The sequence below is a fragment of the Alteribacillus sp. YIM 98480 genome, assembly GCF_009765375.1.
In the GTDB taxonomy this organism is placed as follows: domain Bacteria; phylum Bacillota; class Bacilli; order Bacillales; family Marinococcaceae; genus Alteribacillus.
Genome location: NZ_VTOK01000001.1, coordinates 481,330 through 508,329 on the forward strand (window position 1 = coordinate 481,330; position 27,000 = coordinate 508,329).

The window sequence follows — 27,000 nt, forward strand, 5'->3', positions numbered from 1 at the left end:
AGTTAAACTTTCCTAAAGTGGAAAAAACCTTTTGGGACAGCCCTTCTCGTTTAATTATTATTCCGTTTGTTCCTCTATGACACCGCATGCTATACGATCTCCAGCGTCTCCGGATGGCTGGGATTCATAGTCATCGGCTTCTTCATGAATAACTAATGCTGTTTCATTTAATAAGGAACTCTCTTGTCCTGAGGCCAATGTTACATTTTCAACAATAAATTCTTCAGATGCTTGTCCGTTTTCATTTGTTGTTATATTTGGTAAGTCTCCTGCATGTGGTCCACCTTCTGAGTCGAAGCCATGATCGGAATCATCCGGATTAAAATGACCGCCTGCTGATTCAAAATCTGGTCCTTCACATGTTCCTGTCTCGTGAATGTGAAATCCATGTTCACTATCTTCCGGAAGGTCCGACGCTTCAAGCTGTATTTTAATCCCCTCATCGGTTTCTTCTAAGTTAGCGGTGCCGATTTCATTTTCTTCACCGTTCATCAATGAAACTGTAATGGGGGCCTGTTTTGCTGTTTCCTCTTGTTCTTTGCTTTCATTTTCTGTCCCTTCTGATGTTTCTTCATCTGCTTCATCCTCTGTTCCACTCTCGGTGCCATCGTTTTCTTCTAAGTCAGGAGAACCTGGATTTTCGTCGGTGCCCGGTTCATCCGTAAGGTCTTCTTGTCCACAAGCGTAAAGTCCGAATGATAATAAAAATACAAGAATAAGTAAGCTCCTCTTTTTGATCATAAAAATACATCCTCCTCTAATCATTTCCATAATCTGTTGCCTTTTCTGATTTATAGTAAACATGATATGGAAAAGTTAAGAAGAAGGTCGGAGAAAGCTATATAATTCAATATTACTGGTCTTGTATAATCCCATGCCTAAAAAAAGGAAGCGGTAGGTTCCACAATAGTGAGCGTATTGCCTGTCGTATCAAGGTTTGCTACAGCACCTATAGGTAAAGCTGCTTTAAATAATCCATGAGCTGTTGTTAATCCTGTCATCAGTGGTTTTTCCAGCGGAACTAGAAAATTTTCAATCACTTCTTGATATGATTCTCCATAGGATACAGAGCATCCTGTGCACTCTCCCATTATAATACCCAGGCAATCGTCAAATTTCCCTGCCATTTCAAGATGTTTTAAATACCGATATACTGTATTTGTTGGTTCATGTGTATCTTCTAAAACGATAATTTTATCAGCAGTATCAATTTCAAATGGTGTGCCCAGCAATCCAACGAAAGAAGTAAGGTTGCCGCCAACAATGGGGGCAGTAACATTTCCCGGTACACGGCTTACCAGTGGAATATCAGACGGATTTTCTATTTGCCTGGGGGATTCTAATGTAGACACAGCGGAATAAAATTGGTCAAAATTGTAAGCTGGGGTGGTAAGGCTGAAATCGATCAGCATCAAACTCTGAAAGGTAACAAGATCTCCAAATTGGTATAAAGCATTTAATACAGTTGTTATGTCACTGTACCCTGTGATTATTTTAGGGTTGTTACGAATTAATTGAAAATCAAGATATGGGAGAATACCAGCCACTCCAACGCCGCCCCGCGCAGGAAGAATCATTTTTACTTCATCTTCTGCAATCATTCGCATAAAATCAAACGCGCGCTCCTCATCTGATCCAGCAAGAAAACCGTCACGTTCAAATACATAATCTCCCAATATGACATTAAACCCCGACTCACGCAATATCTCAATTCGAGGATTTGCAGCAGCTGGATCAATGGGACTTCCTAGAGTAACGATTCCAATTGTGTCACCCGCTTGAAGAAGCGGAGGTTTATTCGCCATTTTTTATCCCTGCCTTTTCCTAATACATTTAATAGATGTATATGGAAAAAAGGCAAAATCATCACAGGATCAACTAATTTCCAATAATTAGTTAAATTTAGCCTGGCAAGCCAGACGATAGTTAGAATCAATTTCATTTCCTAACTTTTTTTTCTCTGCTTGATTTACAGAAGATACCATATTTTTTCCTTTCAATAATTTAACACGACATTTACCACATGTTCCTTTTTCACATTTATAGTCAAGGTTGATTCGTTGATTTAAAGCACTATGAAGAACGGTGTTATTGCGCTCAGGTTTTATCTTAAATGTCTTTTGATGCTGTTGGATTTCAACCAAATCTTCTGAAGCTTGAGGGGGAGCAGAAGAACTTTCAAGTGTCTTGTTAAAAGCAGGTTTTCCTGGTTTCAAGGAACCAATTGTCAATTTATTTGTCACAGATAGTCACCTTTCCTTATTAAATATTTCAGTTAATATTCAGAATGTATATTGACCTAATGCTTTTTTTCACTTACAATTATGATAATGAGAATCGTTATCATAAAAGGTGATTGATATACTGGAAAAGGAGAGGTATCAGCATGAAAAACCAGATTAATGGCTATGATGATATGTATACCGTCCTTGCGAATGAAAGAAAAGTTGGAGGTGTTATCGAAAGTGAGTACCTCCGTCTCTCAAGCGGCGATGAATTTCACAATGTAGTTATTACGAAAGTTGAGTTAATAGGTTCTGCATTGTGTTCAATTGGTTGTGTGACTGAGAGTGGGCAAAGGCTTATTGTAAATGCTAAAGACATTAGTATGATTCATCAGCCAGAACATAAGAAAATATTCGAGTTACGTAATCAAACATTCAAACATATAAAGATGAAGGAAAAATTACAATATTTAAAACGTCTTTTTGAATTAAATGAAGGAAGTTACAATCCGTTTTTCAAAGAGGAAGCTGCAATGCTTATTGAAGATATTGGCTTTAATAATGCTAAGCAAGAAATAGACGTGAGTGTTATCTTTCCCGAAGAAAAAGTATATACCATAGCATAACGAATATTTTCATTCTTATAGAAGAGCAGGGTCAGTTCTCTCACAAAAGAGCTGACCCTGGTTTTGTTTTAACAGGTAAGAAATTATAAAGATTTGGCGTTTTTGATGTCTAGCTTCAGCGCCCAGCCGCTCAGGCGCACACGATAAAGAGGAACTTTTGCTAAAACCGCGACGTCCTGTCGCAACGCAAAAGTCAACACCTCCTGTGCAAGCCAGTTCAGCGTTGTCACAGGACGTCCTTCCACACGATGTGGTGACTTCTACGATGCACACTCGTCGCCAAAAACGCCACGTCCTGTGGCATTGGCGACATTAGCACATCCTATGCGTCGACGTCTGCGATCTTAGTAGAAGTTCATTAAAATAAGCTGAACGTCTGATGTCTTCCCTTTCGACTCCGGGCCGCAGGCGACTCTGCGCGAAAGCTCCAGAACCTGTCACGGCTGACCAGGGCGCTTGCGCTTTTCTTATTTACAGCAACGCTTCTGAGCTTTAAGCTCTTTACTTTTCAAAATCTTCAAGTGTACAAATAGCAGTTGGGCGCTTAATTCGCAACGCAATAGCTTCATACACCCTAAATAGGTAGTTCATATTTTCTTCGTCTAAGAATGAAGTGTCAAAATCACTAGCAATAGCAAGGTCAAGATTTTGTTTTCCAGTATCGACGACCACTCCGCGGCTGCCTCTGATCATTGGAGATTGAAAAACACCTGCTGTCATCAGTTCACGGACATGTTCAATTTCTAACACATGAGTGTCTTGGTGAACACGGTGAATAAGAGCGTATAATTCTGGAGAAAGAACCAGAGCAAAAGGACCGGTATGTCCCATTTGTAACAATTTATTTCTTGCTTCCACGACATCAGTAAAAGCATTTCCTGATTTCATCCAGTCACTGCGAATATGAGAAAGTTTGCCTTTTATATTCATGATTCCTTTAAGGTCAAATTCTTTTGAGCCATTAAAGATGAGATCATCTTCTAGTAGTGCACATTGCTGTGCTGCATTAGCGGAAGCAGAATAATCAATGGGACTGTTCAGTGTTTTAGCTTGTTGAATATCACGCCAAAACAGAATAAAGTCTTTATATAAAAGCGGAATCGTAAGGTTGACTCGCCGGGTTGGATTAGATAGCTCAGAATCTGCCCCGTGAAAACTCATGCCGCCTCTGCCAGGGGCCTCATAGATATCTGTAGGAACAGATTGCATCCCTTCTCCCAGTGGACCGTAAATATCGATAAAACGTCTGCCGACTAGTTGTTTTTTTGCATGTTCAAATACTGTTTGATCTAGTTCATTCCACTCACTATTATTTAATGGCGAATCAGTATATAGATTTGTTTTGTCCATGAGACAGGCCTCCCTTTATTTCTTTAGGCTTCCGACAGTTAATTGTTTTCTTTTCGTAAATTCATTGATGTTCTTATTGGCTGGAGCTTCGCTTTTTGAAGATGTATACGCGTCAACTTTTAAATTTTCATCAATATCTTCTTTCTCATCGGTTGGTACGGAAGCGTTATATTGAAGTGTTCCTTTAAAATCTTCATTTAGCTCTTCTAATAATTGTTTCGTTTCCTCGTAATCAGATGCCGTCATATCCCGTAATGAACGAATCGGCTCTTCAAGTTCAGTATCTTTAAACGTATAAAGAGAGAGATCCAAATGTTCTAGAAAGTTATGTAATCCGAATTTTTCTAAGCTGATATCTTGGAGTAGATGGACAAACTCACTGCTGTCAGGTGAAATAGGGGGTTCATTTTCATTAATAGCATGCAGGGCAGGTAATAAATGATCTAATCGATCATGCCGATGGTCTTCTTCTTCATAAATATGATGCCAGTACAGTCGTTCATGATCATCCTTGGCATTTTCAATAACAGGAGTAATGATATCTTTGAATTCATTTAAAGCTTGGCGGTTACGTTTAAAAATATTTTCTAATTGCGAAAAAGACAATGTCACCATAACACCTCCAATTTATAAAATTCAGCATTTTTATCATTGTACCCAAAAGTGATTGGTTAAAACAAGTTAATTGAAAGAATTATGAGCAATTTACCCCAAAAAATGTTCTGGTATAAAGAGGGATGGTAAATTCTTCTATAGGATACTTTCAGAAAAAAACCTGCTTTGCTGCCAGTCTTAAGAGAATTAACTACGAAATGAAATAGAAAAAAAAGGGGGGACAATTATGGGATTAGACCAACAAACCAAATATGTACTCTACCAGTTAGAAAAACCTGGTGCTCCTAATTTGCACTCCCTTTCAACAGAGCGGGCAAGAGATGCGTTTGTAAAAATGTTTACGCGGCAGGAAGAAACGGTTCCAGTTGGAAATGTCGAAATCTATCCATTGAAGGGTCAGCTGGTTACATTGCCGTACGAGTATACTATCCTAAAGTTGAGCGTGAAACTTATCCCGCTCTCGTAGACTATCATGGAGAGGGTTGGGTGATTGGCAGTATGGAGAGTCATGATGGTTTATGCCGAGCCATTATATACGCAGCGGAATTTGTCACTATTTCAGTAGATTATAGATTGGCACCAGAATATAAATTTCCTGCTGCTGTGAAGAATACTTATGCAGTTGCAGAATATGTTTACCAGCATGCGGAAGATTTTAAGGCTGACAAATCCAAAATTGCAGTAGGAGGAGATAGTGCAGGTGGAAATTCAGCGGCAGTCGTAACGCATCTTGCTAAAATATGAGCACTCCGCTAATTGCTTATCAATTACTATTATATCCAACCATGGGAGTATCAAACACACCTTCTGGTTCCATGAAAGAAAATTCACAAGGCTACTTTTTAACAGAGGAGATGATGACGTGGTTTCGAAACCAATACTTACATTCTCTCTACTTACATTATACTCCTAATTATAAATTATTTATAGACTACTCTTTCTATAGTTCCTGTCCTATACTGTTATATACAAATCTAAAAATATATGAGGTGTAACAGTATGAATGATAAAAAAGATGTCTTAGATAATGGTCCTTTCTTTCATGGTACTAAAGCAGAACTAAAAATTGGAGATCTATTAAAATCGCAACATTTATCAAATTACCAAGACAAAAAATCTAACTATATTTATTTCACTGCAACATTAGATGCTGCTAAATGGGGCGCTGAATTAGCAACATCTAAATCAAAAGAAAGGATTTATATTGTAGAACCATTAGGTGATTTTGAAAATGATCCGAACCTAACTGACAAAAAATTTCCTGGAAACCCAACACGCTCTTATAGGTCTAAATCGCCTTTGAAAATAATAGCGGAATTAAGTTCATGGGAAAGACATTCCGATGAAGAAATAAATCATATGCTTACGTCTATAAAAAAGTTACGTGAACAAGGAAAAGATGTAATATACGATTAACCTTCAACGTCTATAAAGTCATGACTTAAAAGAATTTTACAATTGTTTTTTCGTTTCCACGCCAGAACGCACCTAGATGTGCAAAAAATAGACCTTAAGTGTTGCACCCAATGAGGCTATCACATTCCTGCCCAATACTAACGTAAAGAAAAGGCGACTGTTCATATTGAATAATCGTCCCCGTTAGCTTTACTAATCACTTTTCTTCATATTGTAATATCGCTAAACATATCATTCCAATTGATAAAAATGTGATTGGGCTACTTACTTCAATAGACCCTTGAATAACCAAAACAATTGTAACTACACCAATTCCTAATGGAACTGCTCTTAGAATAAGTCTAATCCATTTCCTAAATATTCTTGCCCCCCAAGACCACTTTGTAAGAAAATTAAGACGTATCATTGACTCTTATATTTTACTGCTCCGTTAGTTTAAGTACATCTTTTCACAGACTCTCTGGTACTCTTAATATTATTTTAACATATATATCCAAAAACCTTGGTAAGCACACTATAAATCACACACAAAATCACAACAAATTCACATACCCTCTAATAATTATTTCCACCTCTGAGAATTTACCGGTGATATAATATGTGAATTTATAATAAAAATCCCATAGTTCCTAATATGACAATGAAAAACGCACGGTGAATTGATTGTTACCCCCAAAGGTTAGAGTTCTTTATACGATCATAGATTGGAAAAATCCAGCGATTGGGTTGCGTCGGTATCCTTGAAGTACTGGGGAAAAACCTAACTCCAATACACGCGGTTTCTCATAAATTTAACGGCGTGGGTGCCTTTAATATTGTTTCTTATAATGTAACCATTTGATTTCCAATTCGACAGCTTCATTAACGCAATCATGTACAAAAGCCTCAAATTCATCCATATCTAGTTCTGGATTTTGTTTTCTTGCATTTAAAAATATTAATAAAGGACTGACATGAATTGTTCATCCCGATTGATAAAATTAATAATTTTTGCAGTGCCTAAATTTTTTTCATTTCGTGCAAGATTATAAAAGAACGCAAAAAACTATATATCCTATAACGGGTTAACGTCAAGTATGTTTAAATATTAAGAGAATAAGTGAAAATCAAGTATGAGGTGAAAAGCATGTCTTTCAAACCAATAGAATCTACATTTTTTAATCAGCCAACACTTGAAATGGCAAAAAAATTGCTGGGGCAGATTTTAGTAAAAGAAACGGAGGCAGGATTGGCGGCTGGACGTATTGTGGAAACCGAAGCCTATATGGGTCCTGATGACAAGGCTGCGCACAGCTATGGAAATAGACGTACAAAGCGTACAGAGGTTATGTTTGGACCTCCTGGGTACGTGTATACTTATGAAATGCATACGCACTGTTTAGTTAATGTAGTTTGTGAAAAACCAGGGATGCCGCAAGCCGTATTAATAAGAGCTGTAGAACCAGTTGAAGGCATTGAGTTGATGTATAAGCGTCGGGGGGATAAAAAAGCAATAAATTTAACAAACGGACCTGGCAAGCTAACCAAAGCACTTGGTATTATCAAAGCTGACTATGGCAGGCCGTTTTATGAAAAGCCTCTATATATAGCCGAAGGTCAAGCGCCCTCATCGATTACAAGTGGACCGCGGATTGGGATTGAAAACACGGGTGAAGCAAAAGACTATCCATGGAGATTTTGGGAATCGAATAATCCCTATGTATCAAAATAAAGAGTTAGTATTTCCAAACCTATCCTTTGACAATAATAAATGTCCCTTGTATCCTAATTAAACGTAGAATTCCTACTAAAACGATAAATTTTGAGGTGATTATAAATGCAAGCTAAGGTTCAGCCTGTTTCAGAGCAAAAAAGTTCAGGAAAAGACAGCAGTTCTTTAAAGCAGGCTCAAACGCCGCTTGTAATAGGAGGTTTAATTGCTGCAGCAATTCTCTTTATTTTCCTGTCGTTTACCCAGAACATCGTGCAGCCAATGCTGCTTATTATAGGACTTTTATTAGGATACACTTTGTTTCATGCACGCTTTGGCTTTACTTCAGCTTTTCGACGGTTTATGTCGGTAGGTAATGGTCAAGCATTAAGGTCCCATATGATAATGCTTGCAGCCGCAGTCACTCTGTTTGCTCCGATCTTAGCAACAGGTTTCACTTTTTTTGACGGGACAGCAGAAGGCTATGTAGCTCCCATAGGAGTGAGTCTTTTTGTTGGTGCGTTTATGTTTGGAATCGGTATGCAGCTTGGAGGAGGCTGTGCTTCAGGAACACTTTATGCTGTTGGTGGTGGAAGATCGGTGATGTTTATCACTTTGCTTTTCTTCATCATAGGTGCGACTATTGGTGCTTATCATTTTGATTTTTGGACAAATGATTTGCCGGCTTTTGAGCCAATTTCTTTAGCAACCTCTACAGGACTTGGATATGTTGGAGCCTGGTTTGTTTCTATTCTATTTTTCGGACTCATCTTTATTATCACGCTGCAAATAGAAAAGAAAAAGAATCCGCCAAAAATGGCGGCTTTGCCTTCCGCAAAAGGGTGGAAACGAATTTTTCGTGGATCATGGCCATTAATAACAGCTGCAGTAGTACTTGCCTTTTTAAACGCTTTAACCTTAATGACTCGCGGCCAGCCGTGGGGAATTACGTCCGCATTTGCTCTTTGGGGATCAAAAGCAGCTGAAGCGGCTGGAATTGATGTATCCAGCTGGGGATATTGGCAAGCAAATGCAGAGCAGCTGCAGGCTTCTATTTTTGCAGACTCGACTACAGTCTTAAATATTGGTGTTATTTTAGGAGCTTTTCTTGCCTCAGCTGCAGGCGGACTTTTTAGGTTTAATAATATTACGCGGAAAAATGCTGCAGCTTCTATCATTGGTGGTTTACTGATGGGATATGGAGCCCGTCTTGCCTTTGGTTGTAATATCGGTGCATACTTTGGAGGAATTGCATCCTTTAGTCTGCACGGTTATATTTGGGGTGTGCTTGCTCTTGCTGGAACATTTTCAGCGCTGTTCTTACGCCCGCTATTTGGTCTTTCCGTACCCAAATCTAAAGATTCGTTCTGTTAAAATAAAAACAGCCTTGAGGATCATTCAACCCTCAGGCTGTTTTTTTCTATAGAAACTTATTTGTTTCCTCTAAAGCCTCACTAATGCTGTGTTCTTGAATCACTAAATCAGCATGATCGTCAAGTTCAGTAGTCGTTTTATTAATTATAACAAGTTTTGCTCCGTTTTCTTTTGCTTCAGCTGGGAATGCTGAAGCTGGTGCCACAGATAAACTTGAACCCAGCACAATGAATAAATCGGCTTTTGCTGTTTCTTGCTCAGCAAATAATATTGCTTTTTCTGGCAGCATTTCTCCAAATAAAACGACATTAGGGCGAAAAAAACCTCCGCATTCGGGGCAAGTAGTTTTATTTTCGAGGTAAGCCTCACTAGATAGTTTATATCCGCAATTATGACAGCGAAGGGCAGCAATAGACCCATGAAGCTCTGCCATGTTTTTGCTGCCGGCTTTTGAATGGAGACCGTCAACATTTTGTGTAATAAGACTTTGCAGGAGCCCGCGATGTTCCCAGTCTGCCAGTGCATAGTGGCCGTTATTGGGCTTTACTTCTTCTAGAGCTTTTATTCTTGATTGATAAAAAGAAAAGAAGGCTTTCCTGTTGTTTTGCAAGGCTTCGGTACTTGCTAAAGCGATAGGATCACGATCTTTCCATATCCCTTTGTTAGAACGAAAGTCAGGCAACCCGCTTTCAGTTGACATTCCAGCCCCTGTCATAACCACAGTGTAGTTCGCATTTTTTATCCAACCTGCTAGTTTTTCCACGTTATCACCTCTAACTGCCCTTTACGGGGAGGACTGTTAATTTTCCATCACATTTTCTGCATGTTCTATTTCTTTTTGCAATTCATCTAAAATTTCAGCACCATCTTGACCTACTTCTTCTTTGTAAGTATCAAAAACTTGTTGACTTTTTTCTCGAAAAGCATTTCTTTCTTCATCAGAAAGCTCGGTGATCTCCACTTCATTGTCTGATTGAATAGACTCCAGTGCTTCTTCATTCCGTTTTTCTTGAATCTTAAAAGACTCTTCTGCAAGTTCTTCAATGGTGTCATCCACTTTATCTTGAATGTCTTCTGGCAAGCTTTCATAATAATCAGGATTAACTGCGGTCGTCGTAGCGTACAACGCGTGTCTTGAGTCAATCAAGTAATTCTGGACTTCATGAAAGTTCATTTCTTCTACAGCAAAAAAAGGATTTTCTTGTCCATCAATCATATTAAGCTGCAGCCCGCTGTACACTTCCTCATATGCCATGGGGGTTGGATTAGCCCCATATGCTTCATATGAAGCTGTAAGAAGCGGAGATGGAATGGTGCGGAATTTTAACCCGCTAAAATCGGCGGGCTCAGAAATATTATTGTTTGACGTCCATTGTTGAAATCCTTCGGTCCAGTAGTCCAGTACTTTGATATTTTTTTCTTCGTAGAGCTGTGACAGCTGATCAAGCGCATCGCTTTCATTTAATACTTTTTGGTTCACTTCCATATTATCGGAAAATAAAAAATGGAGTACAAATAATTGGTTTTCAGGTACCATTGTACCCGTGTTACCAGGTGAAACGATAGCAAAATCGATTGCTCCGATTTGCAGTTGTTCTGCTTGCTGGGTGGCATCCCCTAATTGGCCGACAGGGTAAATTTCCACCACGACACGGCCGTCTGTTTTCTTTTCTATTTTTTCCTTAAAAGCCTCTGCATAGTCATTTTGAACACTATCTGGAGATTCTTCATGGGCAAAACGAAAAACATATTCAGGGCCTTCATCCCCGCGCTGTGTTTCAGTGGGGCTTTTACATCCCGCCGGTATTAGCAAACAAGAAGCGATTGCTATAATAATAAATTTCTGCATTATGTGCCACCTCCTGAAGCTTCCGGTGTAAAGTATTCATAGATGAGAATGAGCTCTGGAAACAGGATAAATAGGGCAGATGCAAAAAGCAGTATTAGAATAAATGGCCATGAGCCTCTAATAATCTCCGTATATGGTCTTTCAAAAACGGCAACAGCTGTAAATATATCGACTCCAAAAGGAGGGGTTGCTGAACCAATAGCAGCTTGCAAGGTAATGATAACTCCTAAAGCGATCGGATCCACTCCTGCTTCGGTTGCTACAGGGAAGAAAATAGGAGTTAAAATAAGAATAACAACTAATGGATCAACAAACATACAGCCAATAAAGAAGAATACAGCAACTATAAACAATACATACGTTTGAGAAGGATCACTGCCGATCACTGTATCTGTAATAGCCTCAGGCAGCTTTGCATAAGAAAGCATCCAAGACATAGCTGTGCCGGCTGCGACTAATATGAAAACTGCTGCTGTTACAACTGCCGTCGATTCAGCAATTTGCGGAATATCTTTTAGATTTAATTTCTGGTAAACGAGTACTTCTAAAATAAATGCATAACCGACACTCACGGCTGCTGCTTCTGTCGGACTAAATATTCCTGTATAAATTCCTCCAATAATAATGACAGGAAAACCAAGAGGAAGAATTGCTTTTTTAAAGGTATAGAGCCTTTCTTGCCAGGGTGCTTTTTTTTCTCTGCCTTGTAAATTGTGTAAGCGGGCAAGCAGATAACTATATACTGCGAACATAAGAAATATTAAAAGACCAGGAAAAATTCCGGCAATAAACAAGTCGCCAACAGAAGTACCCGTAACGACAGCATACATAATCATACTGATACTTGGTGGAATCATTAAAGCTAAATCACTTGCATTAATTATAAGCGGTATGGCTTGTTTTTCTTTATACCCAGTAGCTAACAACTGTTCACGCATCGGTTTACCTACTGCAACCACTGTTGCCTGGGTGGAACCTGAGATAGATCCAAACATCGTACAGGCAGCAGCAGTAGTGATTGCATAACCTCCTCGAATGTGGCCGATAAAACTGCTGATCATATCAAGCAATCGTTTTGACGTATTACCAGCTGACATTATATCTGCGGCAAAAATAAACATAGGCACTGCAAGAAGCACAAAAGATTGCAGTCCAGCGTAATACTGTTGAATGAGAACGACAGGGTCTAATTCCGGAAAATAGATTAGTATTAATATAATAGGAGCAGCAATCATAGGCACTTTCATAGAAAAGCCAGCAAAAAGAAATCCAAACAATACGAGAAGAAGAACCCAAATCATGAAGTCTCACCTTCTTTCTCCATGACTTTCTCTGTCCCTTCGTGGATTCCCTTACGCTTTACATTACGCAAAAAGGTCCGTAAATATTGGATCCCCCCAGCTAGAAAGCCGATTGGCATAACCCCAATTAATATGTAGAGAGGGATTCTCAAGGCAGGTGTTACGCGTTGTAAATTTTCTACTGTTAACATATATCTTGCAGACAAATAAGCAAGATATAACAGGAGTAAAGAAGTAAAAAAAGATATGACTAACATCATATTTTTCTTTGCACGGAAGGAAAGTAATTCTAAAATCGCGGTCATGCTAAGATGCCGTCCTTTACGAGCAGCATAACTGATTCCTATAAAGGTAATGACCACTACGAAAAATTCCCCTGTTTCTTCTGTGAATGTCCAGCTTTCATTAAATATAGAACGGCTGACAACATTTCCAATAAGAATAAGCGTCATTAGTATAATAGAATAGCTGATGATCACTCTTTCGAGCATGGCAAAAAAGTCGTCTACCCGTTGCAGCATAAGCAATCTCTCCTTTCTTTCATTGTCTACCCAAATAAATGTTTGCTTAATCTTAAAATTTTTTCCGTAAATACGTACTGAAAATGATTCTCTTAGCTTTCAGAGATAAATTTATCCTCAAGATAAGAAAGGATGCTTTCTGCTATATGATGCTGAGTTTTCTTTTTTGCCGCAATTAGAGGGAAAACAGAGAGGAGTTCTATACATCATAAAAAAAGAGCTATCCGTCAATTGGACAGCTCTTGTATTAAAAAAATTATACTATTAGGAATAAAAAGGAGAAAGGTTGGTGCGGCTGAGAGGATTCGAACCTCCAAGGGCGTAATGCCCACACGGACCTGAACCGTGCGCGTCTGCCAGTTCCGCCACAACCGCAAGCCAGATTATATTATAAAAGTAGAATGCCAACATTGCAAGAGTAAATCCCGGAAAATTAATGGTAAAATAAAAATATCATAGATTCAGAGAGAAAGTAGTGTCCATATATGACATCATCAAATGGGGATCGTTCAAAAATAGATATTACATATGAAGTAATTATGGTTCTTTTGGCCGCTGCTTCTGTAGGAACTTTGTGGTATGACACAGGGGTGGACGGTTATCTGATTTGGGGAACATGGGGAGTTTTTTTTCTTGACTTTTTATACCGGCTGGTTATGAGCGAAAACAAATGGAAATTTGTAAAAGCAAATCCATTTATCGTTATAGCAGTCATACCGCTTGATGCTGTCTTCCAAGTGGCAAGAGCAGCTAGAATACTACATTTATTAAGACTAAAAACAATAACAAAATATTATACAATGCCGTTTGTGCGGTTTTTAAAACAACAAAATCTCGCCGTTATTGTATCTTTGTCTTTTGTATTTCTTTTTATCGTCATTATTCCTCTTTATTATCTAGAACCAGAAATTGACGGTTATATAGAAGCATTTTGGAGCGGATTGCTGTCTTTTGTATTATTTGGAAGGTCTAATTTTGACCCAACAACGATGACAGGGCATATTATTTTAGTTCTTCTCAGCATTCTCGGGGTAGTTTTTTATGGCCTTATGATTAGTACGATTTTTGATACTATCTATCAATCGAATTATGTACAGAAGATTTTACAAAAGTGGAAAAAATATTCTAAATCATAATGGGGGTTCATAAGATGAGTTAAAACGGATAAAGGCAGGTGTCAGCATGAAAGAATTTACGCAGCGGAAGTTTTACCGTCCTTATGTCAGTCCGTTTGATCCTTGCCCGCCGATCAGGGTAAAGTCTTATGAAACTCCTCCAGAACTCTATTTAGGCTTTCAGCCGCCCGGCCTTCCGCAGTATAAACCTCATCAGGCCTTATTTTGCGGAACTCTTTGGCCTGTTCTATTTTCTCCGTACGAAAAATCTTATACACGGGGGGATGAAACATGAGCCAGCATCAGCTTCCGCAAGAATTTTATCCATTAATGGAGGAACTGCAAGCAGTCGACTTTGTATTGGTGGAGCTTACTTTATATTTGGATACTCATCCAAATGATACAGCTGCTATTCAGCAATTTAACGAGATGGCGTATTATCGTCATCAACTAGTGCCGCAAATTGAACAATATTATGGACCTTTGCAGCAATTTGGAAACAGCTATAGCGGTTATCCTTGGAACTGGAACCAATCACCATGGCCGTGGCAACTATAGAAGAAGGAGGCTGCCTATGTGGATATATGAAAAAAAGCTGCAGTATCCAGTTAGAGTCAGTACATGTAACCCGATGCTGGCAAGATTTTTAATTGAACAATATGGAGGAGCGGATGGTGAGCTTTCGGCGGCTCTCCGGTATTTAAATCAGCGGTATTCTATACCGGATGAAGTAATTGGATTACTTACTGATATTGGAACGGAAGAGTTTGCTCATTTAGAAATGATAGCAACAATGGTATATAAACTGACAAAAGATGCTACCCCGGATCAAATGAAAGCAGCAGGTTTAGGAGATCATTATGTAAATCATGATAATGCACTATTTTATCATAATGCATCAGGAGTGCCATGGACCGCCTCTTATATTCAGGCAAAAGGCGACCCGATAGCTGATTTGTATGAGGACATAGCTGCAGAAGAGAAAGCACGTGCGACATATCAATGGATTATTGACATGTCTGATGATCCTGATTTAAATGACGGCTTGAGATTTTTAAGAGAAAGAGAAGTCGTTCATTCCCAGCGTTTTAGGGAAGCGGTTGAAATATTAAAAGAAGAAAGAGATAAAAAGAAATATTTTTAAATCGGAAAAAGCAGGCACATGGAAAGTTGTCTGCTTTTATTCTGTATGATCCTCAAAATTCTTTAAGTGTAAAAGCCGATCATCTTGTTCTTCCGGAGTGCCGCGGCCGTCTCTATTATTTGTAATAACATACATATTATCATTTTCAATATATACATCTCGAAGGCGTCCTTCCCCTGAGAAGACAACTTCTATTTCTTCTTCCTCCAAGTTAAATCGCATGAGTTGATTGCCTCTCAACCCTGTAGCGTAAAGGTTTCTATTATGAAGGGATAGACCGGACGGGGCCCACGTGTTGTTTCCTGAATGAAAAAGTGGAGACTGCATGGCAGAGTTCGTTGCATCACCCGTTATGACAGGCCATCCATAATTTTGGCCAGCTTCTATCAAATTGATTTCATCATGTCCAGAAGGTCCGTGTTCCGAGATGTACAACCTTTCATTTTCATCCCAAGCCAGTCCTTGAGGATTACGGTGGCCGTAAGAAAAAACATAGGAATCCTCCAATGGGTTATCTTCTGGAACCTGGCCGTTTAATTCCATTCGAAGTATGCTTCCAGCAAGGATTTCAGGCTGTTGTGCTTCGTTTTCCATATCTGCATCTCCTGCAGTGGCATAAAGCATGCCATCTGGTCCAAGTTTCAAGCGGCCGCCGTTGTGAATGTCAGCGCCTGGTATGTTTTCTAATAGAGGCTTTTGTTCAATCCAATTATCCCCTTGTTTTTTAATAACAGCGATTCGATTAAACAGAGAATTATTATCACGATAAGTATGATAAACATAAGCAGTTTGGTTTTCTTCAAAATGCTCATCAAGTACAAAGCCGAGCAGACCGCCTTCTCCTTGGCTGGCTACTTCTTCTTCAAGTTCTACTTGCTGACGGCTTACCGATCCGTCTTTATCGATAAAAGCAATACGACCTTCTCTTTCTGTTACAAAAAAGCCATCTTCATAGGGTTGAATCGCCCAAGGAACATTCAGATCGGCTGCAACTGTTTCCACATAAAAATCTTCCCTTTCCGTTCTTTTCTCTGTGTTCGGGCTGGGGGTTTCTTGTGAAGAATCATATTCTTTTTGGGGCTCTAAAATACAGCCTAAAAGTCCTGCTGACGTTAGGAGAATAATTAAAAACAATGATATTTTACAATGCAAAAATCATCCTCCCTCCAATTCTCAATTAGATTTTATTTCTAATTCAACTTATTCCCGATTTATGTTGGACTTAACCTAAAGTATTTTTTTGAGTTATAATAAATATAAAGATTTTAGGATCGTTTTATTGCAGGAGGAAGTTTATGATAGCGGAAGCGGAAAAATATTTGAAAGAATACTTTGGGTATGATCAATTTCGCCCTGGACAGAAAAACATTATAGAAAAAGTTATTGAAAAGAAGCATGTGCTAGGAGTCATGCCTACTGGGGGAGGAAAATCCTTATGTTATCAAATTCCGTCTCTCCTATTAGACGGGCTAACCGTAGTAATTTCACCGTTAATCTCTTTAATGAAAGATCAGGTCGATGAAATAAATGAGGCAGGAATACCAGCCACTTACATAAATAGTTCTTTAACCTATGAAGAAACAGAACAATGCATGAAAGATTTGCAAAATGGGGAATACCGCTTGCTTTATTTAGCACCGGAAAGGTTAGAACACCAAGCTTTTTTACATCAAATAAAAAAAGTTCCGATTTCTTTGATTGCCATAGATGAAGCACATTGCCTTTCCCAATGGGGACATGATTTTCGTCCAAGCTATCTTACTATTCCACGTTTTTTAGAGTTTGCTGGCAGAAATATATCCGTTCTGGCTCTTACAGCTACAGCAACGCCGCAAGTTTCTGCAGATATCAGCAGGACTCTTTCCATACCTGAAGATAATGTTATACTTACTGGTTTTAAAAGAGAAAACTTAACTTTTTCTGTTATTAAAGGACAGGATCGCGACAGTTACCTTACAGATTACATCAAAAAACACCGTGAACAAGCAGGAATTATTTATGCAGCGACAAGAAAAGAAGTGGAACGGCTCCATCATAAGTTTACAATTGAAAATATAAAAGCAGAAAAATATCATGGAGGAATGACTGCTGAGAACAGAGCTGCCGGCCAAGAACGGTTCGTTTATGACGAGTCAAATGTAATGGTAGCAACAACAGCTTTTGGAATGGGCATTAACAAATCAAATGTTCGCTTTGTGCTTCATGCACAGATGCCAAGAAATATTGAATCTTATTACCAAGAGGCAGGCAGAGCAGGAAGAGATGGATCAGAAAGCGATTGTATATTATTTTTTTCTCCAAAAGATACCCATACTCATCAATATTTAATTGAACAGTCTCGTTTGGATGAACAGCGTAAAGAGATGGAATATAATAAATTAAGGCAGATGGTTAATTATTGTCATACAGAAGATTGCTTGCAAAACTATATTTTAAAATACTTTGGAGAAGAGCCCAAAGACACTTGTGGGACATGTCTTCATTGTACGGATGATCGATCACTAAAAGATGTAACAACAGAAGCGCAAATGGTGTTTTCTTGTGTAAAACGAATGAGAGAAAGATACGGGAAAACAGTGGTTTCTCAAGTTCTTACCGGTTCATCAAATCAAAAACTCCGACAATTAAGACTAAATACTTTGTCGACCTATGGACTGTTGAAAGACCAATCACAAAAACAAGTAAATGAGTTCATTGACTTTTTACTAGCTCACCAATACCTTCAGCTCATTGAAGGAGCCTATCCAGTTCTTAAACTGACTAACCGCGCTTTCCATGTTTTAAAAGGAAAACAGAAAGTGATGAAAAAAGAAACATTAAAAGCGAAAAACGTGGACAAAGAAAATCCATTATTTGAGGAAATGAGAAAAGAGCGGGCAGTTATAGCCAAACAGCAGGGAATAGCTCCATATATGGTATTTTCTGATCGTACTCTCTTGGATATATGTGCCTATCTTCCTGCTGATAAGACACAATTGCTCCAAATAAAAGGTATAGGGAAACAAAAACTAGAATCGTATGGAGAAGTTTTTTTAGATATAGTAAATAGTTATAAAACCGAGTAATAAACTCAATAATTTCTGAGCATTACGCATGAATGATTTTCATCGTTAAAAAGGAGCGCTATATTGGGAGGGGCTAGGGAAGGAGGTACTTCTGAGGGTAGTACTCGTTATATGTTGGATGACCATGAAGGAAATCCAGTTTATATAAGTGTTCACGATATTACGATATTAAGCTTTTTCTCTTTATAAGATTTTATAATTTGTCTACAATTTGACATTAAAAAGAAGGGAGAGGGCTTAACATTTGAAGGAGAAAGTAATAATAATGCTCTAATAGTATTTGCTGGTATATTTACTACATTTTTCTTAAACTCACAAACAGTAATTATTTCGTTGATTATTCTTATATCCCTTTCAATTTATGATATCTATAAAAATACTAATAGAGCAAAATCTTATGGTACGTTACGATATTTACTTTATTTTGCATATATATTTTCTTAAATTAACCTCTCCTTCTTTTTTTCTTTCTCCTACTAGAAAACTCGTAATACCAGTAAAGTGCACTGTGTTCCTTATGTCCGAAAAAGTAAAAAGAACTCTCCGGAGAGAGTTCTTTGGTTATTGGTTTTACATTACTGTTTAGTTACGTTTGCAGCTTGTGGGCCGCGGTCGCCTTCAACGATTTCAAAGCTAACTTGCTGACCTTCTTCTAATGTTTTGAACCCTTCTTCTTGAATAGCAGAGAAGTGAACAAATACATCGTCTGCGCCTTCACGCTCAATAAATCCAAAACCTTTTTCTGCATTAAACCATTTAACTGTTCCTTGTTCCATGTGATCCTCCTGTGTGCGCGATATACGCACGAAATAAATTACTTATCTTGCTAAACACTATGATCAAAGCGACCTCTGACCCTAGGTTACAAAATAGCAATTACATCTTATCATGTACTTAAAATAATTGCAACTCCTTAAGCAAACAAAATATTATTTTCAATATTAAATAAACTTAGAATATGCAAAAACGTTTATTATGGGGAACAATAGAGGAATAACAATATATACAAGTTAATTATAAATAATAAAAGAAAAGGTGATGAAAAATGGAACCAATGTTTACTTCCCATGCTGCGGCCAAGGGAGGAAGAGAAGGACATGTGAGATCTGATGATGGAGTAATTGATTTAAATCTCGAAATGCCAGGTTCAGGTTCTTCAGAAAAAGGAACAAATCCAGAACAATTATTTGCAGCAGGTTATGCCGCATGTTTTGATGGAGCGCTAAACCTTGTGGCAAAAAATCAGAATAAAGAAATTGATTCAAAAGTAAACGGAGCTGTTAGTTTATTGAAAGATCAAGAAGATAATGGATTTAAAATAGCAGTCAGGCTAGACGTAGAAGTGAACGGTGTAGACCAAGAAGAAGCAGAAGAGCTGACAACAGCTGCCCATCAGGTATGTCCATACTCCAAAGCTACAAGAGGAAACATTGAAGTAATCATTAATACAATGGCTATATAAAAACAAGAAGCAAGCTGTCCTAAAATCAATTCGAGGGCAGCTTTTCAGTGTGTAGAATGTGCAATTTGTGAAAGAATTAATTATTAACGAGTAACTAGACGGAATGAAATTTTTCAATCACCAAGTTTTTGTTTTAAAGGATAGAAGGTTAAGCTTTGGATGAGAAGGGAAAACATAATCATCATAAACGCCCATGAAAGCAAATTGTCATGGCTGCCTGATTCTCCGGATATCCCAAGTAATAATGCAAGAGACATCGTTCCTTTAATTCCGCCCCACGTTAATAACAAAATATCTGCGTTTGTATAGTTTTTTCGCCAACGCGGAACGGTTTTCAAAATAGGAAAAAGTGTACAGGCCCGCACAATAATCGATAACAAAAAACCAATTACTGTAAAAAGAAGACCATCTATCGTGACAAAGTCTAAACTTTCTATTCCAATCATAATAAAAATTATTGATAATAAGACAGGTTCTATAGTGCCCCAAAAACTTTTTAAATCTCTTCGCAATACTTCTTCTTTTTTATTTCCTGAAAGTTCTTTTGATAAAAGAAGACCGCTAACAACCGTAGCAAGGACTCCGGAAACACCTAACGCTTCACCAAGATAAAAACTCCCATAAGCAAGCATCAGACTAAGCCAAACTTTGTAAGCGTGATGGTCGACTGAGTGAATTCCTTTTGAAATACTGTAACCAATAATAAAACCTGCCAGCACCCCGCCAACAGAAGTATAAACAAATTCCCAAGTAAATGACCCAAGATGAAGAGATTTCTCCCCAAAATAATAGCCCGTAATCAAACTAAAAATTACGATGCTTGTACCGTCGTTAATTAAAGATTCTCCCTCTACAGCTTCAGCTAAGTGATGTTTGTCTTTACTTTTACTTAATATGGAAACAACAGTGACAGGATCAGTTGGTATTAATAAAGCAGCTATGACCATTGCCCCTGAAAGAGATAAGCCTACAAGAGGCTGGCCGACAGTATACAATGAAAAGCCGAGCAGAATAGCAGAAAGAAAAATACCCCCGGTGCCAAGCGTAATAATTAAACCTGCTTTTTTTCTAATTTGATCAAGTGGGAACTGGTAAGCCGATATAAACAATAAAGCTGGCAAAATCCAATCGAAAATGAAGCTTCTTGTTAAGCTAATAGTGGAAAAAAAGGGAAATAATGCTAAAATTATTCCAGCTGCTATTAATATGATGGGGGCTGGAAACTTTTTTTGATTTTTATCGAGAGAAAAAACAAAAAAACCAATTAACGTGATAATAAATAATTTATGCGGGTCCATCACTACCGCCCCTTTCTTGATTCCAACAGAAAATAAATTAATAATCGCTGGCCAAACTTGAAAAAGGAATAAGTTGAAAAGCGAGTATCCAATATGTAAAAGTCATGCAGGGAGTTTTAACAAAGCTATCTAAATAATAGCCGGAATAAAGGGAAATGAAACATATCATGTTAACAGAACGGTTTAACAGAAAGGATAAGAGCAGTGGATAAGTTATTTTGGGCAAATCATTGTGAAGGCGGCAAACCAAAACAAGCTGTCCCTTTTGTTTTTGGGACAGCTTCATGTTATGCCGAATTTTTCTTATTACTACGATAGCCTTGCCAAATAGGCACAGTAAAGGATAAGAAAGCAGCAATAAGCATACCAAGTGCAATTGGTTTATTTATAAAAATACTTAAATCATTATTAGACATTGTCATAGCCTGCCTAAAGGATTCTTCCATCATTCCTCCAAGGATAAAGGCAAGAATAAAAGGTGCAGGTGGGAATTTAAACAACCGCATTAAATATCCAATAACCCCAAAAATCACCAGCAAATAAAGATCAAAAGTATTAAAACTAATTGAATACACACCAATCATGCTAAACATGATGACTAGTGAAATTAACAGCGGCCTGGGGATGGCAAGGATTTTGGCGATATAAGGAATCAACGGCAGATTTAAAATTAATAAGAATAAATTCCCAACATACATGCTTACAATCACACCCCAAAATAGCTGAGGCTGTTCACTCATTAATAGGGGACCAGGCTGGATATCTAATACTAATAAAGCACCAAGTAAAACAGCGGTCGTACCAGACCCAGGAATCCCCAGACTTAAAAGTGGAACAAATGCACCACTTGTGGCTGCATTATTAGCTGTTTCTGGCGCAGCTACACCACGTACAGCTCCTTTCCCAAATTCCTCGGGTTTTTTAGCCAGCTTTTTCTCTGTAATATATCCAATAAAAGATGCAATGGTAGCACCAGCTCCAGGTAGTACGCCAAGAATAAAACCTAGTATTGATTGTCGTCCCATAGGACCGCTCATATCTTTCATATCGTTTTTGGATAGTTTTAAACTGCCTAGAGATTTACGATCCTTAGACGTTTGATTGCGGTTAATAATTAAGGCACAAACTTCTGCCAGAGCAAACAAACCAAGCGCAACCACTAAAAAGTCAATGCCTTCAAGTAAGTTAGGATTATTAAATGTAAAACGAGTAGTTCCTGTTTGACTATCAATACCTATAGTTACTGCCATTATGCCAAGTACAGCTGAAATCAATGCTTTAACCGTTGATCCGTCTGACAAGCTGGAAATGGCAGTTAAGCCGAGCACCATTAATGCAAAGTATTCGGGCGGCCCAAACACGATAGCTACACTTGATAAAACAGGTGCGAAAAGCATTAATAGTATAACGCTGACTGTGCCTCCAAAAAAAGATGCAATAGCGGCAACAGCCAGCGCTTTTCCAGCTTCTCCGCGCTGAGCCATTGGATAGCCGTCAAATGATGTAGCAACTGTTCCGGAAATACCTGGTGCGTTTAATAGAATAGACGAAGTTGAACCGCCAAATACCGCACCGTAGTAAACTCCAGCCATTAAAACTAAAGCAACAGTTGGATCCATGTTATAGGTTAATGGAATCATGATAGCAATGGCGCTAATCGGGCCAAGGCCTGGCATCATTCCGATTAATGTACCAGCAAGAACACCAAGAAAAACAAATAAAATCCCTTCTATACTAAAAGCTAGTTGAACTCCGCTTAATATTCCCTCTATAGAACCCATACATATGCCTCCTTTCTAAAACGGAATAATTCCTGATGGTAAACTGATTCCTAAGAGCATCGTGAATGCACTGTACAGAATAGCTGGAAATAGTATAGAAACAAGAAAATTTATACTGTGTTTGGTGTAGCCTAAAAAATATGAACAAAAATAAATAAATAAAAAAGAAACGAGAATAAAACCTAATCGTTCTAAGAAGAATATATAAGCTAGAATCATTAAAACGACTCCAGCAATCTTTATCAAATCAGCTTTGGGAATATGACGCTTCTCTTTTTCTTCCTTTGTTTCCTGTTCAGGGGTGAAGAACAAAAAAAGACTTAAAGCAATGAGACCAAACCCCAAAATTTTAGGCATTGTAGATGCATTTATAACGGAATTTGAAAAACTTGGAAGCTGGTAGGCTAAATATAAATAAAAAATGGCAAGAGCGATCAGAAGCAGGCTGATTTTTCTGTGGACAGGTTTCAGCATTTGTCCATACCTCCTTTTCACTCGCATATTAAAATGAGAGCAGTTTTATAAACAAAAGTCGTGACCTAAAGAAGATCACGACTTCTGAAAGGTTATTTTCATAAATTACTCTTCTTCCACGTTTACTTCATCAAGCAGTTCCTGCATGGATTCTTTTTCATCTTCTAAAAATTCAGCGTATTCTTCGCTGTCCATATACAGTTCATTCCACGCATATTTATCACGCGTTTCATCCCAAAATTCAGAGTCGTTTAATTCTTTGAATTTCTCTTCATAGTAAGTGATTTGCTCATCTGTCATGCCAGGAGGTCCAAAAAATCCTCTCCAGTTCACAAACGTTTCGTCAATTCCTTGTTCTGTGGCTGTAGGAAAGTCTTCAACTACATCGCCCTCTAAACGCTCTTCAGCAGTGACGCCGAGCACTTTAATTTCACCAGCTCGTACTTGTTCAACAGTTTCAGTCACACCAGTGGAATAAACATCTGCGTTGCCGTTTAAAAGGTTAGTCATGGTACTTCCATCTTGAGCTGAAACATATTTTACGGATTGTGGGTCGACACCTGCTTCTTTTGCGATTTTTACAAATTGAATGTGGTCCATACTTCCTGGGGAAGATTCACCGATTACAGTAATATCTTCTGGACTGTCTTTCATATCTTCAAACAAATCATTTAAATCATCCCATGGGGCATCCTCACGAACAGCAAAAGCACCATAGTCTGAAATCATGTTTGCAATTGGTGTAAAATCTTCATGTCCGTATTCTGATTGACCATTTAAAGGAATTAACAGTAAAGGTGGTGACGCCACAAAAAGGTGATGAGGGTTTTCGGCTTTGCCGGCAATGTATGACCAGCCGACGGCCCCGCCGCCGCCTTCTTTATTGACAACTCCGATTCCTTGATCCATAATGTCTTGTTCTTCAAAACCTTCTGCGGCCATTCGTGCTGTTGTATCCCAGCCGCCGCCTGCACCAGAAGGGGCAACGAATTCAAGCGATTGTTCTGGCTCCCAGTTTCCGTCTCCAGAGGAGTTACCCTCTGCATTGGAATTTTCTGAATCTTCTCCGCCGCCGCAAGCAGCCAATGTAATACTTGTGAAAAGTGCCAGTGTAGGCAACCAAATTTTTTTCATGTTGTTATCCCCCTTTTTTTAATTATTTTAAGTTTAAAAAAAATAATTAAATCTGTAACCGTTTTCAAAATAACCCGTATAAAAAATATAAATATCTATTTTGTTCATATTGTTCACTAATGAAAAAAAGGATGTTTGAGAAATAAAAATACCGCCCCATGATGAGGACGGTTATAATTAGAATTGTGTTTTCGTACAAAAACTCTAAGGTTTCTCATTTGGACTTGGCGTAAACTAAGCTTTTCTGATAAAATATCTTCTTTCTGGTCTGCCCACTATCCCATAAATTGGTTTTGCATCCGCCTTGTTGGACGAAATCATGTACTCAAGGTAGCGCCGTGCAGTGGTTCTAGATGCCCCAAGATATTGTCCCATTTCTTCAGCTGTCATTCCCGCCTTTGCTTTTTCAAGTTCATTTGTTACCGTTTGCAGTGTGAACGGATCTATACCTTTAGGAAGTTCTTCTACTTTTTCTAATTCACTGCCGACAGAAGGCTCTGGCTGGTGTCTGCGAATGGCGGTGAGCTGGTCGATATTTTCCTGAGTAACTTGTGTCGTTTCGTGTAACCGCTGATGAAATAATAAATAATCATGTAAGGTCTTTTCCAATCGTTCAAGAGAAACAGGCTTTATAATATAATCAAAAACACCATATCGTAAGGAATGCTGCACGTGTTCAGTTTCTGTAGACGCAGAAATAATCAATACGTCGACATTGGGATGTTTTTCACGAATTGTTTTAAGTAATTGTGTCCCAAGTTCATCCGGCATATAAATATCAAGTAATAAAAGGTCGATAGAATGCTGTTCAAGCATGCTTAATGTATCTTTGGCATTTAATGCTTGATGGCTGCATTGAAATCCGTTCACACGGTTAACGAGCTCTTGATGAATAGAAGCAATTCTAAAGTCATCTTCTGCTATTGCTGTTTGTATCAAAACATCTCTCCTCCTTTTTATGAAGATGGTGTTTTAGGCAAGTAAATAGAGAATATAGCACCACCTTCAGGCTGATTATCAAATTCAAGCATTCCGTCAAGGTCAGAAATAGTATCACGGATAATAGCCAGTCCGTAGCCTCGTTTTATATTGCCTGATTTGGTAGAATACCCCTTCTCCATTAAAGTTTCTACATCTGCAGACAGTCCTGGGCCATTATCGATGATTTCAAAAATAACATCATTACCTATATCTGTGACGAAAAAGTTCACTTCAGGTTTTGGGCTATTTTTAGCTGCATCCAAAGCATTATCAATAACATTTCCTAATATAGAAATTATTTTTGTTTGTGATATATGTTCTGGCAATGGCTCCAATTGACTGTTACTATCTACTTCAAACTTTATTTTCATTTCTGAAGCACGACCTGATTTGCCAGCAAGTACCGCTTGTACGGTAGTATCTTTAATTTGACTAAATATTACTGCTGTTTGTTTATCTTGATTCATCGTTTCTTCTTCTATTAATTGAATAGCCTCTTTTGTCTGTCCTAAATGAAGATATCCTGAAAGCGCATAGAGTTTATTTGTATATTCGTGATTTTGAGAACGCAGGTCATCCGAATATCTTTTAATATCAGAAAGTGTATTAGCCATTTCCATCATTTCTGTTTTATCACGAAAAGTAGAAACAACACCTGCTATTTCCTCGTTATCATAAATAGGCTGACGGTTAATAATAAATACTCTGCCCTTTAGGGAGAGCTCTTGGTTGTATTCCGGACGTCCGTGCTCTAATACCCGCTCCATAACCGAAGTAGGCAGGATTTCTTTTATAGCTCTGCCTTCAACTGGGTCGTGAAAATCAAGCATTTCTCTAGCGGAATGATTAATCATTGTTATAAATCCATCTTTATTAATGGCAATAATTCCTTCGCGAATAGCAGAAAGGATTGTCTGGCGTTCTCGAAACAGACTAGCTATTTGATAAGGTTCTAATCCGTACATATCTTTTCGAATACTTTTTGAAAGCAATACAGCACCTAACGTACCTATTACTATGGCTGATAAAGCTAAAAGTCCGAGTTCGGATAGACGCTCGAGTATGGTTGCTCGTAAATCTTCAATCAAAAAACCGACAGAGACAACTCCTATGATACTGCCGTTTTCATCTCGTATAGGAGCTTTTCCTCTTAGAGACGGACCAAGTGTACCTTCTGCCTGTGAAACATAGGATTCTCCATTTAATAAAGCTCGGTTATTATCCCCGCCGACCATTTCTTCCCCTATTTTCCACTCATCAGGGTGAGCGTAGCGGATACCGTTATCATTTCCGATAACAACAAATTCGGCTCCCGATTGTTCTCGAATTCTCTCTGCGTAGGGCTGTAAAATAGAAGGGGGGTTATCGGTTTGAAAAGCATCTCGAACAGTAGGTGCTCCTGCAACATAGGTAGCAGTGCTCAATGCTTTATCTCCTAAGGAGTCTTCTATATCCGTGGATTCCAAGTAGGCAAAAAAACCAGACAAAGTGAAAGTAACAAAGATAATTAAGGAAAGAATGAGAAGAATAATCTTTGTCTGAATAGTAACGTGCATTCTTGCTCCCCCTTTCTTCTAAG

Annotated in this window: 31 protein-coding genes and 1 tRNA gene; 13 read left to right on the forward strand and 19 right to left on the reverse strand. The window is 38.3% G+C overall.

Features of this window, described 5'->3' with window-relative positions:
* Positions 1–57: 57 nt before the first annotated feature.
* From FZF09_RS02170 to FZF09_RS02180, 3 genes are all read right to left on the reverse strand, one after another.
* Entirely contained in the window at positions 58–741 is a 684-nt protein-coding gene (locus tag FZF09_RS02170) for a superoxide dismutase family protein (RefSeq protein ID WP_233269373.1), read from the reverse strand.
* 137 nt (positions 742–878) lie between these two features.
* Positions 879–1,805, reverse strand: a complete 927-nt coding sequence (locus FZF09_RS02175) for a S66 peptidase family protein (RefSeq protein WP_158734904.1) — start codon at positions 1,803–1,805, stop codon at positions 879–881.
* Between the two features lie 87 nt (positions 1,806–1,892).
* A complete protein-coding gene (locus FZF09_RS02180) occupies positions 1,893–2,243 on the reverse strand; it encodes a 2Fe-2S iron-sulfur cluster-binding protein (RefSeq protein WP_158734905.1) in 351 nt (116 codons plus the stop codon).
* A gap of 143 nt (positions 2,244–2,386) precedes the next feature.
* Here FZF09_RS02180 and FZF09_RS02185 point away from each other — a divergent pair, with 143 nt between their 5' ends.
* Positions 2,387–2,851, forward strand: a complete 465-nt coding sequence (locus tag FZF09_RS02185; RefSeq protein ID WP_158734906.1) for a hypothetical protein — start codon at positions 2,387–2,389, stop codon at positions 2,849–2,851.
* 83 nt (positions 2,852–2,934) lie between these two features.
* On the opposite strand, the gene FZF09_RS02190 is transcribed toward FZF09_RS02185, so the two are convergent.
* The 3 genes from FZF09_RS02190 to FZF09_RS02200 all read right to left on the reverse strand — a co-directional run bounded on the left by FZF09_RS02190 (position 2,935) and on the right by FZF09_RS02200 (position 4,816).
* Positions 2,935–3,081, reverse strand: a complete 147-nt coding sequence (locus FZF09_RS02190; protein WP_158734907.1) for a hypothetical protein — start codon at positions 3,079–3,081, stop codon at positions 2,935–2,937.
* Between the two features lie 271 nt (positions 3,082–3,352).
* The gene (locus tag FZF09_RS02195; protein WP_158734908.1) at positions 3,353–4,201 is read right to left on the reverse strand and encodes a family 1 encapsulin nanocompartment shell protein; all 849 of its coding nucleotides are present in this window, start codon (positions 4,199–4,201) and stop codon (positions 3,353–3,355) included.
* A gap of 15 nt (positions 4,202–4,216) precedes the next feature.
* On the reverse strand, positions 4,217–4,816 hold the full coding sequence (locus FZF09_RS02200) for an IMEF encapsulin system ferritin-like cargo protein (protein ID WP_233269374.1): 600 nt from the start codon (positions 4,814–4,816) through the stop codon (positions 4,217–4,219).
* A gap of 226 nt (positions 4,817–5,042) precedes the next feature.
* Between FZF09_RS02200 and FZF09_RS02205 the strand changes: the two genes are divergently transcribed.
* From FZF09_RS02205 to FZF09_RS02230, 6 genes are all read left to right on the forward strand, one after another.
* Positions 5,043–5,282, forward strand: a complete 240-nt coding sequence (locus FZF09_RS02205) for a hypothetical protein (RefSeq protein WP_158734909.1) — start codon at positions 5,043–5,045, stop codon at positions 5,280–5,282.
* Positions 5,225–5,560, forward strand: coding sequence for an alpha/beta hydrolase fold domain-containing protein (locus FZF09_RS22945; RefSeq protein WP_370514416.1), 336 nt, complete (start codon positions 5,225–5,227; stop codon positions 5,558–5,560). The genes FZF09_RS02205 and FZF09_RS22945 overlap by 58 nt, the downstream gene beginning before the upstream one ends.
* Entirely contained in the window at positions 5,557–5,811 is a 255-nt protein-coding gene (locus FZF09_RS23295; protein ID WP_158734911.1) for an alpha/beta hydrolase fold domain-containing protein, read from the forward strand. The genes FZF09_RS22945 and FZF09_RS23295 overlap by 4 nt, the downstream gene beginning before the upstream one ends.
* 4 nt (positions 5,812–5,815) lie before the next feature.
* Positions 5,816–6,232 (forward strand): NAD(+)--rifampin ADP-ribosyltransferase, encoded by a 417-nt coding sequence (gene arr, locus FZF09_RS02220; RefSeq protein WP_158734912.1) that lies wholly within the window; start codon positions 5,816–5,818, stop codon positions 6,230–6,232.
* A 1,126-nt stretch (positions 6,233–7,358) separates the two neighbouring features.
* Complete coding sequence (locus FZF09_RS02225) at positions 7,359–7,943, forward strand: DNA-3-methyladenine glycosylase (protein WP_158734913.1); 585 nt, start codon at positions 7,359–7,361, stop codon at positions 7,941–7,943.
* 105 nt (positions 7,944–8,048) lie between these two features.
* The gene (locus FZF09_RS02230; protein ID WP_158734914.1) at positions 8,049–9,296 is read left to right on the forward strand and encodes a YeeE/YedE family protein; all 1,248 of its coding nucleotides are present in this window, start codon (positions 8,049–8,051) and stop codon (positions 9,294–9,296) included.
* 46 nt (positions 9,297–9,342) lie between these two features.
* Here the strand turns inward: FZF09_RS02230 and FZF09_RS02235 are convergent, their stop codons facing one another.
* The 5 genes from FZF09_RS02235 to FZF09_RS02255 form a co-directional block, all read right to left on the reverse strand.
* A complete protein-coding gene (locus FZF09_RS02235; RefSeq protein ID WP_158734915.1) occupies positions 9,343–10,059 on the reverse strand; it encodes an NAD-dependent protein deacylase in 717 nt (238 codons plus the stop codon).
* 36 nt (positions 10,060–10,095) lie between these two features.
* Positions 10,096–11,145, reverse strand: coding sequence for a DctP family TRAP transporter solute-binding subunit (locus FZF09_RS02240; RefSeq protein ID WP_158734916.1), 1,050 nt, complete (start codon positions 11,143–11,145; stop codon positions 10,096–10,098).
* Positions 11,145–12,446 carry a TRAP transporter large permease gene (locus FZF09_RS02245; RefSeq protein WP_158734917.1) on the reverse strand — a complete coding sequence of 434 codons (1,302 nt, stop codon included), beginning with the start codon at positions 12,444–12,446 and terminating at the stop codon, positions 11,145–11,147. Before FZF09_RS02245 ends, FZF09_RS02240 begins: the two co-directional genes overlap by 1 nt.
* Positions 12,443–12,967: a TRAP transporter small permease gene (locus tag FZF09_RS02250; protein WP_158734918.1), complete on the reverse strand. Its 525-nt coding sequence runs from the start codon at positions 12,965–12,967 to the stop codon at positions 12,443–12,445. The genes FZF09_RS02245 and FZF09_RS02250 overlap by 4 nt, the downstream gene beginning before the upstream one ends.
* Before the next feature lie 287 nt (positions 12,968–13,254).
* Positions 13,255–13,342 (reverse strand) — tRNA-Leu (locus FZF09_RS02255).
* 110 nt (positions 13,343–13,452) lie between these two features.
* Here FZF09_RS02255 and FZF09_RS02260 point away from each other — a divergent pair.
* From FZF09_RS02260 to FZF09_RS02275, 4 genes are read left to right on the forward strand one after another with little or no spacing between them, the layout of a single operon-like run.
* Positions 13,453–14,103 carry a hypothetical protein gene (locus FZF09_RS02260; protein ID WP_158734919.1) on the forward strand — a complete coding sequence of 217 codons (651 nt, stop codon included), beginning with the start codon at positions 13,453–13,455 and terminating at the stop codon, positions 14,101–14,103.
* A 46-nt stretch (positions 14,104–14,149) separates the two neighbouring features.
* Positions 14,150–14,377, forward strand: coding sequence for a spore coat associated protein CotJA (locus FZF09_RS02265; RefSeq protein ID WP_158734920.1), 228 nt, complete (start codon positions 14,150–14,152; stop codon positions 14,375–14,377).
* Positions 14,374–14,640: a spore coat protein CotJB gene (locus tag FZF09_RS02270; protein WP_158734921.1), complete on the forward strand. Its 267-nt coding sequence runs from the start codon at positions 14,374–14,376 to the stop codon at positions 14,638–14,640. The genes FZF09_RS02265 and FZF09_RS02270 overlap by 4 nt, the downstream gene beginning before the upstream one ends.
* Positions 14,641–14,656: 16 nt before the next feature.
* Positions 14,657–15,226 (forward strand): manganese catalase family protein, encoded by a 570-nt coding sequence (locus FZF09_RS02275; RefSeq protein ID WP_158734922.1) that lies wholly within the window; start codon positions 14,657–14,659, stop codon positions 15,224–15,226.
* Positions 15,227–15,262: 36 nt separating this feature from the next.
* Here the strand turns inward: FZF09_RS02275 and FZF09_RS02280 are convergent, their stop codons facing one another.
* Positions 15,263–16,378 carry a PQQ-dependent sugar dehydrogenase gene (locus FZF09_RS02280; RefSeq protein WP_233269375.1) on the reverse strand — a complete coding sequence of 372 codons (1,116 nt, stop codon included), beginning with the start codon at positions 16,376–16,378 and terminating at the stop codon, positions 15,263–15,265.
* 143 nt (positions 16,379–16,521) lie between these two features.
* Between FZF09_RS02280 and recQ the strand changes: the two genes are divergently transcribed.
* Positions 16,522–18,291, forward strand: a complete 1,770-nt coding sequence (gene recQ, locus FZF09_RS02285) for a DNA helicase RecQ (protein ID WP_158734923.1) — start codon at positions 16,522–16,524, stop codon at positions 18,289–18,291.
* Positions 18,292–18,866: 575 nt separating this feature from the next.
* Here the strand turns inward: recQ and FZF09_RS02290 are convergent.
* The gene (locus FZF09_RS02290) at positions 18,867–19,067 is read right to left on the reverse strand and encodes a cold-shock protein (protein WP_158734924.1); all 201 of its coding nucleotides are present in this window, start codon (positions 19,065–19,067) and stop codon (positions 18,867–18,869) included.
* Positions 19,068–19,336: 269 nt separating this feature from the next.
* On the opposite strand from FZF09_RS02290, the gene FZF09_RS02295 reads away from it, so the two are divergent.
* Positions 19,337–19,753, forward strand: coding sequence for an organic hydroperoxide resistance protein (locus FZF09_RS02295; RefSeq protein WP_158734925.1), 417 nt, complete (start codon positions 19,337–19,339; stop codon positions 19,751–19,753).
* Between the two features lie 113 nt (positions 19,754–19,866).
* On the opposite strand, the gene FZF09_RS02300 is transcribed toward FZF09_RS02295, so the two are convergent.
* The 6 genes from FZF09_RS02300 to FZF09_RS02325 form a co-directional block, all read right to left on the reverse strand.
* The gene (locus tag FZF09_RS02300; protein ID WP_158734926.1) at positions 19,867–21,051 is read right to left on the reverse strand and encodes a cation:proton antiporter; all 1,185 of its coding nucleotides are present in this window, start codon (positions 21,049–21,051) and stop codon (positions 19,867–19,869) included.
* Positions 21,052–21,338: 287 nt separating this feature from the next.
* A complete protein-coding gene (locus FZF09_RS02305) occupies positions 21,339–22,832 on the reverse strand; it encodes a tripartite tricarboxylate transporter permease (RefSeq protein WP_158734927.1) in 1,494 nt (497 codons plus the stop codon).
* A gap of 15 nt (positions 22,833–22,847) precedes the next feature.
* Positions 22,848–23,306 (reverse strand): tripartite tricarboxylate transporter TctB family protein, encoded by a 459-nt coding sequence (locus tag FZF09_RS02310; protein WP_158734928.1) that lies wholly within the window; start codon positions 23,304–23,306, stop codon positions 22,848–22,850.
* Positions 23,307–23,411: 105 nt separating this feature from the next.
* The gene (locus tag FZF09_RS02315) at positions 23,412–24,440 is read right to left on the reverse strand and encodes a tripartite tricarboxylate transporter substrate-binding protein (protein ID WP_158734929.1); all 1,029 of its coding nucleotides are present in this window, start codon (positions 24,438–24,440) and stop codon (positions 23,412–23,414) included.
* Between the two features lie 234 nt (positions 24,441–24,674).
* Positions 24,675–25,379, reverse strand: a complete 705-nt coding sequence (locus FZF09_RS02320; RefSeq protein WP_158734930.1) for a response regulator — start codon at positions 25,377–25,379, stop codon at positions 24,675–24,677.
* Positions 25,380–25,396: 17 nt separating this feature from the next.
* Positions 25,397–26,977 carry an ATP-binding protein gene (locus FZF09_RS02325; protein ID WP_158734931.1) on the reverse strand — a complete coding sequence of 527 codons (1,581 nt, stop codon included), beginning with the start codon at positions 26,975–26,977 and terminating at the stop codon, positions 25,397–25,399.
* Positions 26,978–27,000 lie beyond the last annotated feature (23 nt).

What these genes read in the sequence shown, in the direction of transcription:
- FZF09_RS02260 (WP_158734919.1), top strand. Translation starts at nt 13,453, where the DNA reads ATGACATCATCAAATGGGGATCGTTCAAAAATAGATATTACATATGAA.
- FZF09_RS02300 (WP_158734926.1), bottom strand. Translation starts at nt 21,051, where the DNA reads ATGGACCCGCATAAATTATTTATTATCACGTTAATTGGTTTTTTTGTT.
- FZF09_RS02200 (WP_233269374.1), bottom strand. Translation starts at nt 4,816, where the DNA reads ATGGTGACATTGTCTTTTTCGCAATTAGAAAATATTTTTAAACGTAAC.
- FZF09_RS02195 (WP_158734908.1), bottom strand. Translation starts at nt 4,201, where the DNA reads ATGGACAAAACAAATCTATATACTGATTCGCCATTAAATAATAGTGAG.
- FZF09_RS02230 (WP_158734914.1), top strand. Translation starts at nt 8,049, where the DNA reads ATGCAAGCTAAGGTTCAGCCTGTTTCAGAGCAAAAAAGTTCAGGAAAA.
- arr (WP_158734912.1), top strand. Translation starts at nt 5,816, where the DNA reads ATGAATGATAAAAAAGATGTCTTAGATAATGGTCCTTTCTTTCATGGT.
- FZF09_RS02325 (WP_158734931.1), bottom strand. Translation starts at nt 26,977, where the DNA reads ATGCACGTTACTATTCAGACAAAGATTATTCTTCTCATTCTTTCCTTA.
- FZF09_RS02305 (WP_158734927.1), bottom strand. Translation starts at nt 22,832, where the DNA reads ATGGGTTCTATAGAGGGAATATTAAGCGGAGTTCAACTAGCTTTTAGT.
- FZF09_RS23295 (WP_158734911.1), top strand. Translation starts at nt 5,557, where the DNA reads ATGAGCACTCCGCTAATTGCTTATCAATTACTATTATATCCAACCATG.
- FZF09_RS02245 (WP_158734917.1), bottom strand. Translation starts at nt 12,446, where the DNA reads ATGATTTGGGTTCTTCTTCTCGTATTGTTTGGATTTCTTTTTGCTGGC.
- FZF09_RS02275 (WP_158734922.1), top strand. Translation starts at nt 14,657, where the DNA reads ATGTGGATATATGAAAAAAAGCTGCAGTATCCAGTTAGAGTCAGTACA.
- FZF09_RS02175 (WP_158734904.1), bottom strand. Translation starts at nt 1,805, where the DNA reads ATGGCGAATAAACCTCCGCTTCTTCAAGCGGGTGACACAATTGGAATC.
- recQ (WP_158734923.1), top strand. Translation starts at nt 16,522, where the DNA reads ATGATAGCGGAAGCGGAAAAATATTTGAAAGAATACTTTGGGTATGAT.
- FZF09_RS02205 (WP_158734909.1), top strand. Translation starts at nt 5,043, where the DNA reads ATGGGATTAGACCAACAAACCAAATATGTACTCTACCAGTTAGAAAAA.
- FZF09_RS02295 (WP_158734925.1), top strand. Translation starts at nt 19,337, where the DNA reads ATGGAACCAATGTTTACTTCCCATGCTGCGGCCAAGGGAGGAAGAGAA.
- FZF09_RS02315 (WP_158734929.1), bottom strand. Translation starts at nt 24,440, where the DNA reads ATGAAAAAAATTTGGTTGCCTACACTGGCACTTTTCACAAGTATTACA.
- FZF09_RS02270 (WP_158734921.1), top strand. Translation starts at nt 14,374, where the DNA reads ATGAGCCAGCATCAGCTTCCGCAAGAATTTTATCCATTAATGGAGGAA.
- FZF09_RS02250 (WP_158734918.1), bottom strand. Translation starts at nt 12,967, where the DNA reads ATGCTGCAACGGGTAGACGACTTTTTTGCCATGCTCGAAAGAGTGATC.
- FZF09_RS02185 (WP_158734906.1), top strand. Translation starts at nt 2,387, where the DNA reads ATGAAAAACCAGATTAATGGCTATGATGATATGTATACCGTCCTTGCG.
- FZF09_RS02170 (WP_233269373.1), bottom strand. Translation starts at nt 741, where the DNA reads ATGATCAAAAAGAGGAGCTTACTTATTCTTGTATTTTTATTATCATTC.
- FZF09_RS02240 (WP_158734916.1), bottom strand. Translation starts at nt 11,145, where the DNA reads ATGCAGAAATTTATTATTATAGCAATCGCTTCTTGTTTGCTAATACCG.
- FZF09_RS02290 (WP_158734924.1), bottom strand. Translation starts at nt 19,067, where the DNA reads ATGGAACAAGGAACAGTTAAATGGTTTAATGCAGAAAAAGGTTTTGGA.
- FZF09_RS02225 (WP_158734913.1), top strand. Translation starts at nt 7,359, where the DNA reads ATGTCTTTCAAACCAATAGAATCTACATTTTTTAATCAGCCAACACTT.
- FZF09_RS02265 (WP_158734920.1), top strand. Translation starts at nt 14,150, where the DNA reads ATGAAAGAATTTACGCAGCGGAAGTTTTACCGTCCTTATGTCAGTCCG.
- FZF09_RS02310 (WP_158734928.1), bottom strand. Translation starts at nt 23,306, where the DNA reads ATGCTGAAACCTGTCCACAGAAAAATCAGCCTGCTTCTGATCGCTCTT.